This window comes from Priestia sp. 179-F W1.4 NHS, from assembly GCF_045369295.1.
In the GTDB taxonomy this organism is placed as follows: Bacteria; Bacillota; Bacilli; order Bacillales; family Bacillaceae_H; genus Priestia; species Priestia zanthoxyli.
In genome coordinates, this window is record NZ_JBIQFF010000005.1 from 211,828 (window position 1) to 226,924 (window position 15,097).

Consider the following 15,097-nt stretch of genomic DNA (forward strand, 5'->3'; position numbering starts at 1 on the left):
ACCTTTCTTATTTTCTTTTCTGCTATCTTCTTTTCGATTTTCGTTTCTTTAACTCTTTCATAATAATGGGTACAGCTTTTTTTATTCCTTTTTTTACAGCGGGGCTTTTTAACAGTCTCGATAGTTTTGACATTTTTAAGCTCCTCTCTCATTTTGAAATAACAAAAAACACCTTTACCACATGTGGTAAAGGTGTTTGTATCCAGACCTTTACCAATGGCAACATTGGCAAAGGTCTCGCTAACAATTTGCATTGTCAATAAAGCCGGAGATAATAATCTCGAAATGACGACTTTACTGCAAGAGCTACTCCCCTTTGAGCAAAACAGCATTTTTTGTTAACACAATCATAACGCACGTTCCTGATTATCGTCAACTTATACGGAATTAGTACACGTCTTTTTTGGTAAATACCAGAAACGACACGAGCAGCCCGGCAAGTCCCCAAATGGTTAAAACACCTAAGGAAAACCCTAATGTCATTCCTTCAGTCGGAGGAGCTGTTCCTTGCAGGTAAGAAGTTAAATTTAAATTGACCATAAACAAGTACTTAGCTGAATTCCACGAAGAAACCATGCTGCTTAAAATTGTACCTGCAATCAAACAAGCAAGCATCACACCCATACCCGCAGCTGTACTTTTAATTAAAACAGACAGCATAAAAGCAAGCGTTCCAACCACCAGAGATACAAACCAAGCAAGACCAAACTCCATTAAAATATATCTCCACTGCGAAATTAAATGAACGTCCGCTGTATTTAAGTCATTTCCCTGCACGCTAAATCCCGTAAGAATAGGCGCTGTCCAGCCTTTAAATCCAAATACAACACCAGAAATGAGGTACGACAAAACGCCAAACATTAAAATTAAAAACGAGACGGACATGACGAGCGTGATGTATTTACTAAGCAGGATTTTCCACCGTTTCACAGGCCTCGTCAACAATACCTTGATGGATCCCAAGCTGTACTCTGAAGACACTAAATCCGCTGCAATAATCATAATCATTAGCGGCAGCAAAAGCTGAATGGCGTTTTCAATGAATCCTCGCACAAACGTTGGTGCCCCTGGTTCCGAAGGATTGATATCATTATCTAAATAATACTGTTGCTGCGCCACGCGAATTTCAAGCTGCTTGCGCCAATCATCTGAAATTTGGCTTCCGCTCAGCCGGTTTTGCGTATCGATAATTTCTTGCTGCAGCGTACTGCGCCAATCGGTCGTTCCTAGCTTTTCTTGAAGGCGCTGTGTTTCGCGAAGCTGAGCATAGGTGAACATGGAAATCAAAACGCCCATAATAAGAGTAACGATTAACAGGCGCTTTTTTCGAACGAGCTTGATCATTTCATTTTGAACCAAACTAATCAATCGATTCGCCTCCTGTCATTTCGATAAATAAATCTTCAAGAGTTGGAAGCTTTCGATTCATTTCTTTTACCGTTACTCCTGCTGCAATGAGCTGTTTATTCCACTCTCCCACTTCAGCTTCTTCATAAAACGTCGTGACATACTCCCCTTGCACTTGTACAAAGTCCGTCACTTGTTTTAAAACGTCTATTCCTGCAGGCTGCGGATCTAGCTTCCACAGTAAGCGCTCTTGCTGAGTTAACAGGGTCTTCACCGATTCTGTGTGAATAACTTCTCCTTTTGCGATAATCGCTACTCGGTCACACATTAGCTGAATCTCGCTCAGTAAATGACTCGATACTAGGACGCTTAGACCTTCACTTTCAGCTAAAAAGCGAATAAATTTACGCATATCCCGAATCCCAGAAGGGTCTAGTCCGTTCGTTGGCTCGTCTAAAATAAGCACTTTTGGTTTTCCGAGAAGCGCTTGCGCAATTCCTAAACGCTGCCTCATACCTAACGAATACGTGCGAACTAAATCGTGGATACGCTCTTGCAAGCCAACTAATTCCACCACTTCATGAATGCGTTCTTCTGTCATAGAAGGAATCATCCGTGAAAAGTGCTGCAGATTTTCCCAGCCGCTTAAGTATGGATACAGCTCAGGATTTTCAACAATACAGCCGATATGCTCCATCGCTTTTGTAAACTGCTTCGATACGCTGTATCCACAAATATAAATGGAACCAGCGGTCGGGCGAATCAAGCCGACAAGCATTCGAATCGTTGTCGTTTTACCGGCTCCATTGGGTCCTAAAAAGCCGAACACTTCGCCTCTTTTTAGTTCAAAATCAATATTTTTGATAATTTCTCGTTTTCCTATTACTTTTTTCAGTCCTTTTACTGAAAGCGTTACTTCACTCATATCATTCCCTCCCTTACCATGTAATAAGCGATGCTACACGTTCTGCGATCAGCTTGTAGCCTTTTGCATTAGGATGAAACTTATCGGTATATAAGTAGTCATCTACCTTTAGCTGAAACAAATCAAAGGTCGGAACAAAAACAGTTTGCTTATAATTAGCACTTAATTCACTGCTTTTGTAATTCCATTCTCGTACAATAGCCGTTGTCGTTTTTGCATCTTGTAGGTTACTAAACGGATTGTATAAACCAATTAAAAAAATCGTCGCGTCTTTATTGGCCGACCGGATGCTTTTTAAGATGCTGTCTACGTTTTTTAAATAGTCATTTTCTAGCTTTTGAATATTGTTTTTATTTAAGTTCTGCAGCGTTTGTCCGCCTTGAAATAAGTCATTTCCTCCAATGGTGATCAGCACGGTATCTGCCGACTTAACCTGCCGCTGAATTTCCTGCTGCTTTACTTGACTTGCCAGCTGCGAAGACGTTTGACCTTTTATTCCAAAGTTACTTAAGAGAATTTTCTTCTTCGTTTTTTCTTCAAGATTATCTTTTAAATACCCAACGTATCCTTTTCCCGCTGCATCTCCTGTTCCTCTTGTCAGTGAATCTCCTAAAGCAACAATCGTATAATTCTTTGTACTTTTGTTACTGCTGCTTGTTTCTTGCTTTGGCTTTGGCATTTCTTTTACAGTAGCTTTTGAGGCGCTAACATAATCATAAATAGACATTCCAAGTCCCGCTGCAAACAGCAGACACGAAATAATCGAAATCAAGGATACAATCCATACCCACTTTCCTTTCGCTTTCACTGGCTGCACTCCTTTTCGTCTTTTTAGTTATCTTTTTTTAGAGCTTCAACTGTTTTTAGTAAAGCAGACCAGTCTAAATGACCCCAGCCATTTTCGATTCCTTGTTCATAATGACCTTTCACAAGCTCTCCCAACGGAAGCGGGGCGGACACTTTTTTGGCTGCATCAATAGCCAGGTTTACATCCTTTAGTCCAAGCTCCAGCTTGAACCCGGCCGGATCAAAGTCTCTTTTAGCAATTAAATTGCCGTAATTTTTATACACAGGAGATGCAAATAAGCTGTTAACCACTTCAAGAAACTCTTCCGCTTGCATGCCATACTGTTCTACCATGACTACTGCTTCAGAAACAGCTTCTAACATCGATACTAATAAAAAATTATTGCCAAGCTTAGCTACATTTGATAAGTAAGGCTCGTCTCCTACAGTGAAAATAGTTTGACCAATCGCTTCAAACAGCGGCCAAACGTGCTCTCTTGCTTCTTTATTACCTGCAACTATTACTTTGAGAGCCCCGGCAGCTGCTGCGTCGGGGCGACCTAAAACAGTCGCTGCAACAAAATGCTGTCCTGATGCAGCATGTGCGCTTGTTAATTTTTCCGACAAATCTACGCTAATAGTACTCACAGAGACGTGAATACCACCTTCTTGAAGGCCTGCAAGTACACCGGCTTCTGAAAGCGTTACTTCTTCTAAAGCCTCATCATTTGAAAGAATTGTGAAGACAAGATTCGCTTCTTGTGCTGCTTGAGCAGGTGTCTCCACAACCTTTGCTCCTTTTTTCACAAGACTTTCCGCCTTCGAAGCAGTACGGTTATAAATAACAAGTTCATGACCCGCCTTTATCATATTTTCCGCCATCGGTAATCCCATATTTCCTAAACCAATTAAACCCACCTTCATCTTTACCACTCCATTTCAGCACTCAGTATGTACGTTTCTTATACTTGTCGTCTATCTTTAGAAAAAGCGTATTTTCATTATTATATAACTACAGTAAAAGCGAATACAAAGAATAGCCTTTCTATAATGTTCAAAATGTGACATTTTTTAGACATGATTTATAAAAAACTTGTCTAAAAAATACGAATGGTTTTTAAATAAAGCGCTTGCAAACATAGGAAATTTCTGCTAAGATGTAAGAGAATTATTTTTGTTCGGTGGGGATGTATGAGTATTGTCACTTTTCGTCTTTAGATTTGAGCAAGAATAGTACCACAATGTGCGAGTCCGCACGAGGAGGCAACAATTATGGAACAAGGTAAAGTAAAATGGTTTAACGCAGAAAAAGGTTTTGGATTCATCGAGCGCGAAGGTGGAGACGATGTATTCGTACACTTCTCAGCAATCCAAAGCGAAGGCTTCAAATCTTTAGACGAAGGTCAAGCTGTAACATTTGACGTAGAACAAGGTCAACGCGGACCTCAAGCTGCTAACGTTCAAAAAGCATAAGAAACACAACATATCAGAAACAGATCCTTTAAAGGATCTGTTTTTTTGTGTACAAACATAAAAAAGCCCTGTTTTTCAACAGGGCCAGTCGGTACAAATACAGAAGTAAAGTTAATGGTACTCTTAGTATAGCACAAGATCATAACAATCTATACGAAATAATAAAATAAAACTTTCATCCGGTACGTTTACCTATGTTTATAGCTATTCCAGACTCTCTAGGGCGCTTGCAAATCGTTTGATTCCTTCTCGAATGACCTCTTCTTCCCCTCTGCCAAACGTAAAGCGAATAGCTCCGCTTTGAGAACTCAGCACGCTTCCTGGTACAAAAGCCACTCCTCTTTTAAGCGATTCTTCCAATAGTCGATAGTCATCGACCGGCTGATTTACTTTGCACCATAAGTGAATCCCGCCTTGAGGTGAATCGAAAGATACTTTTGATCCGAGCAATTCGTTCAGACTCGACGACAGGGCATACTCTTGCTTTTTGAGCTCTTGTCTAAGCTTTTCAATATGTGAAGAAAACGTAGGAGAATCTAAGAATTGATAAGCAATCCACTGTGGAAAGATGCTGTGGCCAAAGTCAATTTGCTGCTTAGCGTCTGCCAGGCGCTGAATCACTTGCTCCGGCCCCACTATCCAGCCGATTCGAAGGCCTGATGCAACAATTTTAGAAAGCGAGCTGATATAGAGGACGTTTCCGTTCTCGTCCATCGATTTCAGCGTTTGATGTACATTGCCATCAAATGCCGTGAGTGAATAAGGATCATCTTCAATAAGCGGAATGCCGTATTCTGAAGAAAGCTCTAGAAACCGCTTTCGGCGCGCTTCTGATAACACAATACCGGTCGGATTTTGATAGTACGGATTTAAAAAAACCATTCGAATGCGATGCTTTTTATGTAATTCTACTAAGTCGTCCGGGTTTGCTCCATTTTTATCTACAGGCAGTAAAAACGTTCGTAGACCTGCTGATTGAAAAAGTGGCAGTGAATAGCTATAGGATGGATCTTCAATCGCTACTGCATCCCCTGGTTTTAACAAACACTGCACAATCAAATGAAGTGCTTGCTGTGCACCTGATGTAATTAGAATAGAATTGGAGTCAGTGGAGATTTTCCGGTACTCATAAACATGAGCAGCAATAGCATCACGCAAACGTTCATTGCCGTGGGGATGATCATAGCCTAAATGTTCATTAAAAGGCATGCCCGCTAATATTTGCTGAAAATCTTCGCTTGGAAATAAGCTAGGAGCTAACTCTCCGCTGGCTAAGTTCACAAAATCTGTTCGCAAAGCCTCGCTTCTGATTCGCTGTACGAGCGGTAAATTAGGCAAAAATGAACCGTCTTCTACATATCTCCCCCAGTTTGGAATACGTTTTCGGGAAATTCCCCAGATGCTCGAACTCACTCGCGTGCCGCTTCCTTTTTTACGTTCTACGATTCCAAGTGCCTGCAGCTCTTCATAAGCAGCTACTACCGTGCTTCTGTTCACGTTGAGCTCAGCGGCAAGCGTTCGTTCTGATGGCAGCATAGAATCCGGTGGAAAAGCTCCCGATGAAATACAGCTTTCAATATATTCTGCAATTTGTTTATAAATCGCTTTTTTACTAGCGCGATCTGGTCTCCAGTTCATGCGGCGTCAGTCCTTACATTTAAACTTTCTTAATTAGTAGTTTATCCTTTATCTCTCTTATCTTAAAGCAGTTTTATAAAAAAAGACCATCCAATTCGGTGTTTTTTTGCTCATCCACTTTATCAAAAATTATAATAGTAGCTATTTTTCATTTTTAGGTATTTTAGTTCACATAATAATTTTATAGTTAATCATATTGAATGAATTTCACCATGAAAAAGAGATTGAGACATAACCACACCAGTCCAATCTGAAGACGAACAAATGGGATACATGAGCTCATATGGGTTGCTTGGTACACCACATTTGATTTCCGTGCAAGACTTCGCTTTCCGCGGGCGGCCGGTGAGCCTCCTCGTCGCATACGCTCCTGCGGGGTCTCACCTATTCCGCTTTTCCCGCAGGAGTCTTCGCCTTGCTCTCCAATCAACTGCTAGAAGCAACGAAATACATGAAAACTACATTCACCATGCCAATAAAAAAAAACCAAACGAAGTTGATTCTCCATCAAGAATCTCGATTCATCGTTCGGATCTTTCTTCAACTAAATTACTTTCGTCACAGCCTATTTTTTTATAAAGGCGGTAAATCTAGCTTGCCTTCTTGAAACAATTCTTTCACCATGTGCTTGGCATACCCTGTTGCTTGCCCAAGCGTTATTTTTGCTGGCATAGGCGCTTCGTTTGCATCAACGATTACATCGATAATACACGGTTTATTCTGTCTAACTGCACTTTCAAAAGCCGGCAACAGCTCGTCTTCCTTTTCTACTCGGTAGCCAACACCTCCGCAGATATCTGCATACCTAGCAAAATTCGGGTTTGTTAAGTCTGTGCCGAATTCAGCATTTCCCATTACTTCTTGTTCAAATTTAATCATACCGATTTTATGGTTATTAAATAGCACCACAACTAGCGGAAGATTGTATTTAACAGCTGTAATAAAATCTGCCATCGTCATCGCAAAGCCGCCGTCTCCACAGACCGCAAATACCTGCTTCTCGGGATAAGCAATTTTTCCAGCAAGTGCGCCCGGCAGCCCGCATCCAAGAGTTGCTAGCCAGCTTGAAATCACAAACTGTTGATTTGTCATACGAAAATGACGCGCCATCCATACTGTGACGTTTCCTACATCTACGGACAAGACCGCGTTATCAGCCGCTACGTGCTGAAGCGCTCGAATCACTCGCTGTGGCTTGATAGGTAGGCTTTCTTTTGCTTCTTGGGTATCAAGCTGACTCCACCACTTTTTCATACGTTCTTGACTTTGCTCTAAAAACTGGCGATGCTCTGAGCGGCCAACGTTTTCTAAAAACCACTGAATGGTTGTTTTTGCTTCTCCTGCAAGCCCTGCATCTACAGGGTACCTTTTGCCAATTTGTGCGGGATCAATATCAATATGAATCGTTTTCGCATGGTCTGGCAAAAAGCCTGTAAACGGATAGGACGTTCCAATCATGATGAGCGTATCCGCTTCTTGCATCGCTTCATACGCTGGCTTTGTACCGATTAATCCAAGTCCTCCGAGACAATATGGATGTTCATCCGGTATGGCGCCTTTTCCAGGAAGCGTAAGAACAATAGGTGCTGCGATTTTTTCTGCAAACGCAAGCAGTTCTTCTCTCATTTCATGTGTGCCTCGACCGGCTAAAATAACCGGACTTTCTGCTTTACCAATCAAATCTTTTGCTTTTTCAAGGTCTTCTCTGTGAGGAAAGACTTCTTGTTTAACGATTATGCTTGATGTTTCTCGTGCTTCTGATCCGACTTCAAAACGAGGGATATCATCAGGAATAGTTAACACAGCTACACCTTTTTTAGCATAAGCTGTTCGAATCGCTTGATTAACAACAGTGGGAAGCTGTTCAGCGGACATGATTCGCTGATTATATACAGCCACGTCATCGAACATTCGCTCTAAATTAATTTCTTGAAACGCATCGCTTCCGATGAGATCGGACTCCACTTGCCCTGTAAGTGCTAACACGGGAGCTTTGTCTAACTTTGCATCATACAAACCATTCAGTAAATGAATCGCTCCCGGTCCGGCAATAGCCGTGCATACACCGATTTTACCGGTTAGCTTGGCATATGCAGCCGCTGCGAGAGCTCCCGCTTCTTCATGCCTCACTTGAATAAATTTAATTTTATCCTGGGCTTTGCGAAGCGGTTCAATAATTGAATTAATGGAGTCTCCTGGCATGCCGTAAATATGATCAACGCCCCATTCAGTTAACAGTTCAATCAGTTTTTCCCCTGCTTTTTGTTTAAACATATGACTGACCCCTTTCTTCTTATATATATATAGATAGTGTGACCTGATACGCTCTTTCTTACTTATTTTCAGCCGTATAATTTTCGTTTTCTTTCGTTAAATTTTCTTCATTCCTTGCAATTATCATTATCTTTTGCTATTCTATAAGAAGAATTATTTTTGTTCGGCAACAATCGATAGGTGAATACTTTCGTCTTAAAGATTTTGATCATGAGCAAGGATAGTAATACAATGTGTGCATAGCACACGAGGAGGCAACATTCATGGAAAAAGGTACAGTAAAATGGTTTAACGCAGAAAAAGGTTTCGGATTTATCGAGCGCGAAAACGGCGACGATGTATTCGTACATTTCTCAGCAATCCAAAGCGAAGGATTCAAATCTTTAGACGAAGGTCAAGCTGTAACATTCGACGTTGAAGAAGGTCAACGCGGACCTCAAGCTGCTAACGTTCAAAAAGCATAAGTAGTAAAAAGACTCTGATTTCAGTCAGAGTCTTTTTTTTATGTAGAGCTACGCATAAATTTTTTTAACATGTAGTTTATACACGTTATTATAAATAGTAAACTAAAAGAGTCTCTTCATTCCGAAGAGACCTTTTGTGGAAGAAATAGTTGAAGAAATAAAGTGTGGATGTTGCATCGTCCTCATTTTTTAATAATTAGCACCAGCCGCCGCCGAAGCAAGAAGCGCCGATGATGATTAATAAGATGAAAAGTACAATGATTAAAGCGAAACCGCCGCCGCAGCCACCGCCGCCATAACCACAACCGTATCCGTAACCTCCGTAGTATCCCATGTGTTTCACCTCCATTTGCTATACTTTAAGATATGTGGATTTAGTTAAATTGCTCCTAATAATTCCATAGAACTTTTGAAAATGTTTGTCATACACTAAAATACTGAGCTTCTCAAACAAGTTCCACAAAGTGATAAAATATCTGATTTTATGGGCATTTACTCCTCTTTTCTTTATCTTTTAAAAATGTAATCGCTCCCTTTTTCATGAATGTACAATGCGCTGAATACCTTTAGTTATGTACACTCACACAGGAGGGATTCAATATGTTAACACTCGAAATTTCAAAGCAAATCGTTAAAAACGTCTACCCTATTGTCTTATCGAACCGCAGTAAAATCTTTCAAGAGGAAGTGAGCGTCGCCGCCTTGCAAGACTACTTTGGTCTTGATCATGCCTTTAGCGTATATGCAGCTGCCACCATTATTTATCAGCTAGAAGCTGACGGATATGTATCCAAACCTCTGAAACTCAGCGAATACAAGCGAATTTTGCTCAAATAAAAACAAGCATCCCACAAGGATGCTTGTCTTATTTATAGCTATACCTGTCGAATAATTGCTCGACTCTTTTGTGATAGTCCGCAAGGTAATCAGAGAGCTCCGTTTTGCTCAAATTATTGGCCTGCTCCTCAAATAGTGACAGCAGAGAAATTTTAATCATTTCCATTTCCGTTTCCGAACGATTTTCATTTCGTAAATCTTTTCTTAAATTCCACAGGCTTTGCTCCATTTCATGCTTTAATTGTTCTAGTGAGTGTGGTTCTTCAAATCCGGCACGAATGTCTTTTTTAAATCCACTCATCTTATCACTCCTCGCATTTGCACCTGCTAGATAGTATCTAATGTATACTATACCATAAATAACTATACGAGGCTTAAGCATGCATTTTAAGCAATTGGTCACAAAATAAAAAACATCTCTTTGGATGTCTTTACGTTACTTTTTATCTTACTTCGTCTTCTTCACCTTTTACATATTTAAAAAATGAATCAATCATTTCATTTAAAAAATCATTTCGATCTTCAAAATTCATAATTTCTAAAAACTCCACAATATCCTTATCTAAGCTAATAGAAGCGGGATCATAAGCAGCTGCTTCCCTTCTTTGCGGGAATGGAATCACATTATCTTTCTTCTTCATAAAACACCGTCCTTTTTCTGTGCTTTACTAGTGTAAGCTTTCAAGGAACGATTTGCAAGTCCCTCTGATGTAAAATTTTATATAAACATTCTTCTGAAAAGACAGAGTATATCTTTAGCTACTCAAGCAAGCTCATTTGACCTTAGCCTTTTTCGTGTTCTGGCGTCATATTAATAATTCGCCGCTGTTTTCTCTTTTCCTTTTGGCATCTTTTAGCAAATTTAAACACAAATAGTTTAAAAGAGGTTTTTATTTCCTTCTTATAGGTTAAAGAAAGGAAACAACATTTTTATATGGAGGGGTTACAAATGATTGCATTAACTGGAAAAGTTGCGCTTGTGACGGGAGCGGCATCTGGAATTGGACGCGCTTCAGCCATCACATTAGCTGAACAAGGAGCGCGCGTTGCTCTTTTAGACTTAGAGGAAGAAAAATTACAAGAAGTAAAAGAGACCATCATGGCGAGCGGCGGAGAGTGTATAGCCGTTAAAACAGACGTATCTGACTCTGAAAGTATAAAAGAAAGTATCGAAACGATTAGCAGCTTATGGAGTCAATTACATATTGTTTCTATTAACGCAGGCATCAACGGTACGTTTTCTTCTATTGAAGAACTATCACCAGAAGATTGGACAAAAACAATTGATACAAATTTAACGAGTACTTTTTTAACCGTGAAGCATTCTATTCCTTATTTAAAAGCTCAGGGAGGAAGCGTTATTATTACTAGCTCGATTAACGGCAACCGTACATTTTCAAACATCGGCATGAGCGCATACAGTTCCTCAAAGGCTGGCCAAATGGCCTTCGGCAAAATGGCAGCTCTTGAACTTTCTACATACGGAATACGCGTTAACGTTATTTGTCCAGGAGCAGTTGATACAAATATTGAAAGCAATACATTCCGTCAAGAAGACAAATTAAAAGAAGTCGCGATTCCAATTGAATATCCAAACGGCAATCAGCCGCTTGCTAAACGCTCGGCTAAGCCTGAAGAAGTAGCAGATTTAATTTCCTTTTTAGCTTCTGACGCGTCCAAACATATTACCGGAAGTGAAATGTTTATCGACGGCGGAGAATCGCTGCTGTAACGTACAAGCCCCTGCGTCAATGTCAGGGGCTTGTTTTTTTACTTTTATGAACAACGTCTACTCCACCCGAAGCGGATATAATGCTGCCTGTAATCATATCTGAGTTTTCATCACAAAGAAACTCAATAATACGCGCAATGTCTTCTCCCGTACCTGATCGGCCCACAGGCGTTTCCTTGTCTTCTAGTAATCTTGCTTTTATAATATCACTTTCTTTCATGTCCCCTACAATATCTCCGGGACAGACCATATTGACCGTAATCCCGTATTCGGCTACTTCTAGAGCAAGCGATTTGGTCAGAGAAGCTAGCCCTGACTTAGCGGCACTAAAAGCCGCGCGGTACATCCATCCAGGGGTGTACTCTACATCTTGAAAACCGTATGTAATAATCCTTCCAAACTGCTGCTTTTTCATAATAGGAACAACCGCTTTTACAAAGTGAAAAACGGAGCTTAAATTCCCTTCCAGCATTTCATACCATTCACTGTCTGTGTACTCTATTAATTTTTTTCTTTCAAATACATACGGACCTGCATTATTAATTAAAACATCAATACGTCCAAATCGCTCCGTAGCCTGCGCAACGACATATTCAATATCTTCTTTATTTGTTATATCTCCTTCTACGAACTGTACGTTGTCTTTATATTGATGCCATTCTTCTTGCAGTTCTCGCACTTTATTTTTATCACTGCGAAAATGGACGGTAACGGAATACTGCTTTTTTAAAAACTGTTCTGTTACCTTCTTGCCAATACCTTTATGACCCGCTGTAATCAATGCATGTTTCATCTACCTTCACCTCTTTCACTCTACTTATCTACTATATATATTAGACAGCTCCTTAGTTTCTCCTTTACTAACAGAAAAAAGCCCTTGACTAAAGGGCCTTTCTTTTACGGTCTTAACAAAATTTTCCCTGTACTTTTCCGGCTTTCAAGCAGCTCATGTGCTTTTGCTCCGTCTTTTAAATCGAACACCACGGGATCAGTTAGCACAAGCTGACCTTTACTGATCCACTCAAACAGCTGCTGGGAACGTACTTTACGTTCTTCATAAGATACAAGTACGTTCCACAGATCTCCGCCTGTGAGCGTTTTAGAGGTATCCATCAGCATACGCGGATCCACTGGAGCCGGATCGCCTCCTGCCATTCCGTAAAATACCACGGTTCCGCCTGTTTTTACGGCTTCAAAGCTTTTTTCTAGCGTAACTCCTACAGATTCATAGGCAACATCTGCGCCTCGCTTCGTTACTTCTTTCACTTGTTCCACCCAGTTATCTTCGTATAAAAAGACATAGTCAGCACCTGCTTGAGCCGCTGCTTTTGCTTTTTCAGAAGATGACGTTAATCCAATGACTTGTCCGCCTAATAGCTTAGCAATTTGAACTAAAAGCTGACCTACGCCTCCAGCAGCTGCGTGAACAAGTACATAATCGCCGGGCTGAATGCTGTAGCTGTCTTGTGTTAAATAGTACGCCGTTAACCCTTGTAAAAGCACAGAAGCAGCTGCGTCAAACGAAATATCATCAGGTACGGCAATGATTTTATCTTGTGGCACGGCAACAAGCTCTGCATTTGCAAAAGGAACGTCAGCAAACGCAATACGGTCTCCTACGTTAACATGACTTACTTCTGCTCCTACTTCTTCTACCACACCTGCTCCTTCATATCCTAAAATATACGGAGGTGTACCCGTTAAGTGATAGTTCCCTTTTCTTCGGTACACATCGGCAAAATTAAGTCCAATTGCTTTTGTTCTTACTAGTACATCTGTTGGACCAATAGAGGGATTCGGTATATCTTGATAGTGAAGAACGTCAGGTCCTCCAAATCTTTCAAATACTAATGCTTTCATATATAAGTTACCTCGTTTTCTTTATGTATTCCCTTTCATCGTAATTCAAAGAGATAACAAACACAAGTTTCTGACTCAAGGGAAAAACGCTTTGTCTCCTCAGGAGACAAAGCGTTCTTTTACTTTGTTTGCGCTACAACTTCTCGCATCGTTCCATTTTTTTGATAAGAATTATGAAAAGAAAAGGCTTTTTCAAGAACGTGCGGTGTTTGTCCGCCTCGCGTGAGCGCTTCTTCGTAATACGCCATAAGCTGATCGCGATACATTGGGTGGGCACAATTTTCAATAATGCATTTTGCCCGTTCTCTTGGAGCGAGTCCGCGTAAGTCCGCATATCCTTGCTCTGTTACAATCACATCCACATCGTGTTCCGTATGATCAACGTGCGAAACAAACGGCACTATGCTTGAAATATCACCGTTTTTAGCAATGGATTTTGTTACAAAAATACCGAGACGCGCATTTCGGGCAAAATCTCCTGAGCCTCCGATTCCGTTCATCATTTTTGTTCCCATCACATGTGTGGAATTGACGTTTCCGTAAATATCTAGTTCTAGCGCGGTATTAATTGAAATCAGTCCTAAGCGACGAATGATCTCGGGATGGTTGGAAATTTCCTGCGGACGAAGAATAAGTTTATCTCGATAGGCTTCAAAATTCGAGAAAACTTGTTTCATTTTATCTGCTGAAAGTGTAATTGAGCAGCAGGAAGCAAACGTGACTTTTCCAGCATCAAATAAATCAAACACAGCATCTTGCAATACTTCCGAATACACTTCTAAATTGTGAAACTCTGAATCTAACAACCCGTGAAAAACCGCATTTGCCACGGATCCAATTCCAGATTGTAAAGGAGCAAGCGATTCAGTTAATCGTCCTTCTTTAATTTCTTCACGTAAAAATGAAATCAAATTTTGAGCCATTACAACCGTTTCTTCGTCAGGTGCTACAATCGTAGACGGTGAATCTAGCTGATTTGTAAACACAATGCCCTTTACTTTATCTAAATCAATTGGTATGCCTAACGAACCAATCCGGTCATCAGATTTTTTTAAAGGAATCGCATCCCGCTGTCCTTGAACGCCTGGATCATACAGATCGTGAATGCCTTCTAACTGCTCTGGCTGTGCTGTGTTAATTTCAATAATAATCGATTTTGCATGCTCGGCAAACACCATCGAATTGCCAATTGACGTTGTTGGAATCATCATTCCGTCACCCGTGATAGAAACCGCTTCCAAAATAGCGAAATCTATTGAATCTAACACGCCTGAACGCACCCATTCAGAAGTATGCGATAAATGCTGGTCGATAAACTGGAATTCACCTTCATTAATCTTCTTACGCATCGTCGGGTCAGCTTGAAACGGCAGGCGTTTGTTTAACATACCTTTTTCTGCAAATAGCTTATCCACATCTGACCCAAGTGAAGCACCGGTATACACGCTTACTTTTATCGGTTCTGTTTCCGCTCGTTTCGCTAGCGCAAACGGTACAGCTTTGACATCCCCCGCGCGTGTAAAACCGCTTAGACCAAGAGTCATTCCATCTTGAATCCAAGACGCTGCTTCTTCAGCAGAGACAACGCGATTCTGTAGTGCTTCATGCTTAATTCGATTACAAGCGTTTTTCATTCTCTTCACTCCTTGTTTTTGCTCTTTTTTACCATTTTACTGTAAAGGGAGCGTCCACAAGCGTTTTTGGAATGAAATGGACAAAAATAGCGATAAAACAGCATATTTGATGATAATGAAGCTAAAT

17 protein-coding genes are annotated in these 15,097 nt (G+C 40.7%); 4 read left to right on the forward strand and 13 right to left on the reverse strand.

All coding sequences use genetic code 11. From position 1 onward, the window contains the following. Nucleotides 1-387: 387 nt before the first annotated feature. From ACH0CI_RS21600 to ACH0CI_RS21615, 4 genes are read right to left on the reverse strand one after another with little or no spacing between them, the layout of a single operon-like run. Nucleotides 388-1,368: an ABC transporter permease gene (locus ACH0CI_RS21600; RefSeq protein WP_014459751.1), complete on the reverse strand. Its 981-nt coding sequence runs from the start codon at nucleotides 1,366-1,368 to the stop codon at nucleotides 388-390. Next, nucleotides 1,361-2,272 carry an ABC transporter ATP-binding protein gene (locus tag ACH0CI_RS21605; RefSeq protein ID WP_098333044.1) on the reverse strand — a complete coding sequence of 304 codons (912 nt, stop codon included), beginning with the start codon at nucleotides 2,270-2,272 and terminating at the stop codon, nucleotides 1,361-1,363. The genes ACH0CI_RS21600 and ACH0CI_RS21605 overlap by 8 nt, the downstream gene beginning before the upstream one ends. Nucleotides 2,273-2,285: 13 nt before the next feature. Then, entirely contained in the window at nucleotides 2,286-3,080 is a 795-nt protein-coding gene (locus ACH0CI_RS21610) for an SGNH/GDSL hydrolase family protein (RefSeq protein WP_028408234.1), read from the reverse strand. A 23-nt stretch (nucleotides 3,081-3,103) separates the two neighbouring features. Continuing rightward, complete coding sequence (locus tag ACH0CI_RS21615; protein WP_060746653.1) at nucleotides 3,104-3,982, reverse strand: NAD(P)-dependent oxidoreductase; 879 nt, start codon at nucleotides 3,980-3,982, stop codon at nucleotides 3,104-3,106. A gap of 348 nt (nucleotides 3,983-4,330) precedes the next feature. Here ACH0CI_RS21615 and ACH0CI_RS21620 point away from each other — a divergent pair, with 348 nt between their 5' ends. After that, nucleotides 4,331-4,531 carry a cold-shock protein gene (locus ACH0CI_RS21620; RefSeq protein WP_013057405.1) on the forward strand — a complete coding sequence of 67 codons (201 nt, stop codon included), beginning with the start codon at nucleotides 4,331-4,333 and terminating at the stop codon, nucleotides 4,529-4,531. Nucleotides 4,532-4,735: 204 nt separating this feature from the next. On the opposite strand, the gene pdxR is transcribed toward ACH0CI_RS21620, so the two are convergent. The 3 genes from pdxR to ACH0CI_RS21635 form a co-directional block, all read right to left on the reverse strand. Then, nucleotides 4,736-6,169 (reverse strand): MocR-like pyridoxine biosynthesis transcription factor PdxR, encoded by a 1,434-nt coding sequence (gene pdxR, locus ACH0CI_RS21625; protein WP_406902245.1) that lies wholly within the window; start codon nucleotides 6,167-6,169, stop codon nucleotides 4,736-4,738. A 187-nt stretch (nucleotides 6,170-6,356) separates the two neighbouring features. Then, a complete protein-coding gene (locus ACH0CI_RS21630) occupies nucleotides 6,357-6,599 on the reverse strand; it encodes a hypothetical protein (RefSeq protein ID WP_080754433.1) in 243 nt (80 codons plus the stop codon). A gap of 143 nt (nucleotides 6,600-6,742) precedes the next feature. After that, a complete protein-coding gene (locus tag ACH0CI_RS21635) occupies nucleotides 6,743-8,443 on the reverse strand; it encodes a pyruvate oxidase (RefSeq protein ID WP_406902246.1) in 1,701 nt (566 codons plus the stop codon). A 263-nt stretch (nucleotides 8,444-8,706) separates the two neighbouring features. Here ACH0CI_RS21635 and ACH0CI_RS21640 point away from each other — a divergent pair, with 263 nt between their 5' ends. Beyond that, entirely contained in the window at nucleotides 8,707-8,907 is a 201-nt protein-coding gene (locus ACH0CI_RS21640; protein WP_013057408.1) for a cold-shock protein, read from the forward strand. A gap of 196 nt (nucleotides 8,908-9,103) precedes the next feature. Here ACH0CI_RS21640 and yjcZ read toward each other — a convergent pair whose 3' ends face one another. Next, the gene (gene yjcZ, locus ACH0CI_RS21645; protein WP_013057409.1) at nucleotides 9,104-9,241 is read right to left on the reverse strand and encodes a sporulation protein YjcZ; all 138 of its coding nucleotides are present in this window, start codon (nucleotides 9,239-9,241) and stop codon (nucleotides 9,104-9,106) included. A gap of 266 nt (nucleotides 9,242-9,507) precedes the next feature. On the opposite strand from yjcZ, the gene ACH0CI_RS21650 reads away from it, so the two are divergent. Next, nucleotides 9,508-9,744, forward strand: coding sequence for a hypothetical protein (locus ACH0CI_RS21650; protein WP_335706982.1), 237 nt, complete (start codon nucleotides 9,508-9,510; stop codon nucleotides 9,742-9,744). 28 nt (nucleotides 9,745-9,772) lie between these two features. Here the strand turns inward: ACH0CI_RS21650 and ACH0CI_RS21655 are convergent, their stop codons facing one another. Next, nucleotides 9,773-10,045, reverse strand: a complete 273-nt coding sequence (locus tag ACH0CI_RS21655; RefSeq protein ID WP_045292176.1) for a hypothetical protein — start codon at nucleotides 10,043-10,045, stop codon at nucleotides 9,773-9,775. 142 nt (nucleotides 10,046-10,187) lie between these two features. Continuing rightward, nucleotides 10,188-10,385: a hypothetical protein gene (locus ACH0CI_RS21660; RefSeq protein ID WP_406902247.1), complete on the reverse strand. Its 198-nt coding sequence runs from the start codon at nucleotides 10,383-10,385 to the stop codon at nucleotides 10,188-10,190. 308 nt (nucleotides 10,386-10,693) lie between these two features. On the opposite strand from ACH0CI_RS21660, the gene ACH0CI_RS21665 reads away from it, so the two are divergent. Next, nucleotides 10,694-11,476: an SDR family oxidoreductase gene (locus ACH0CI_RS21665; protein ID WP_033579236.1), complete on the forward strand. Its 783-nt coding sequence runs from the start codon at nucleotides 10,694-10,696 to the stop codon at nucleotides 11,474-11,476. Between the two features lie 22 nt (nucleotides 11,477-11,498). On the opposite strand, the gene ACH0CI_RS21670 is transcribed toward ACH0CI_RS21665, so the two are convergent. From ACH0CI_RS21670 to scpC, 3 genes are all read right to left on the reverse strand, one after another. Continuing rightward, complete coding sequence (locus ACH0CI_RS21670) at nucleotides 11,499-12,269, reverse strand: SDR family oxidoreductase (RefSeq protein ID WP_335706983.1); 771 nt, start codon at nucleotides 12,267-12,269, stop codon at nucleotides 11,499-11,501. Nucleotides 12,270-12,373: 104 nt separating this feature from the next. Further along, nucleotides 12,374-13,336, reverse strand: coding sequence for a quinone oxidoreductase family protein (locus tag ACH0CI_RS21675; RefSeq protein WP_406902248.1), 963 nt, complete (start codon nucleotides 13,334-13,336; stop codon nucleotides 12,374-12,376). Between the two features lie 119 nt (nucleotides 13,337-13,455). Then, the gene (gene scpC / locus ACH0CI_RS21680; RefSeq protein ID WP_406902249.1) at nucleotides 13,456-14,970 is read right to left on the reverse strand and encodes a succinyl-CoA:acetate CoA-transferase ScpC; all 1,515 of its coding nucleotides are present in this window, start codon (nucleotides 14,968-14,970) and stop codon (nucleotides 13,456-13,458) included. Between the last annotated feature and the right edge of the window lie 127 nt (nucleotides 14,971-15,097).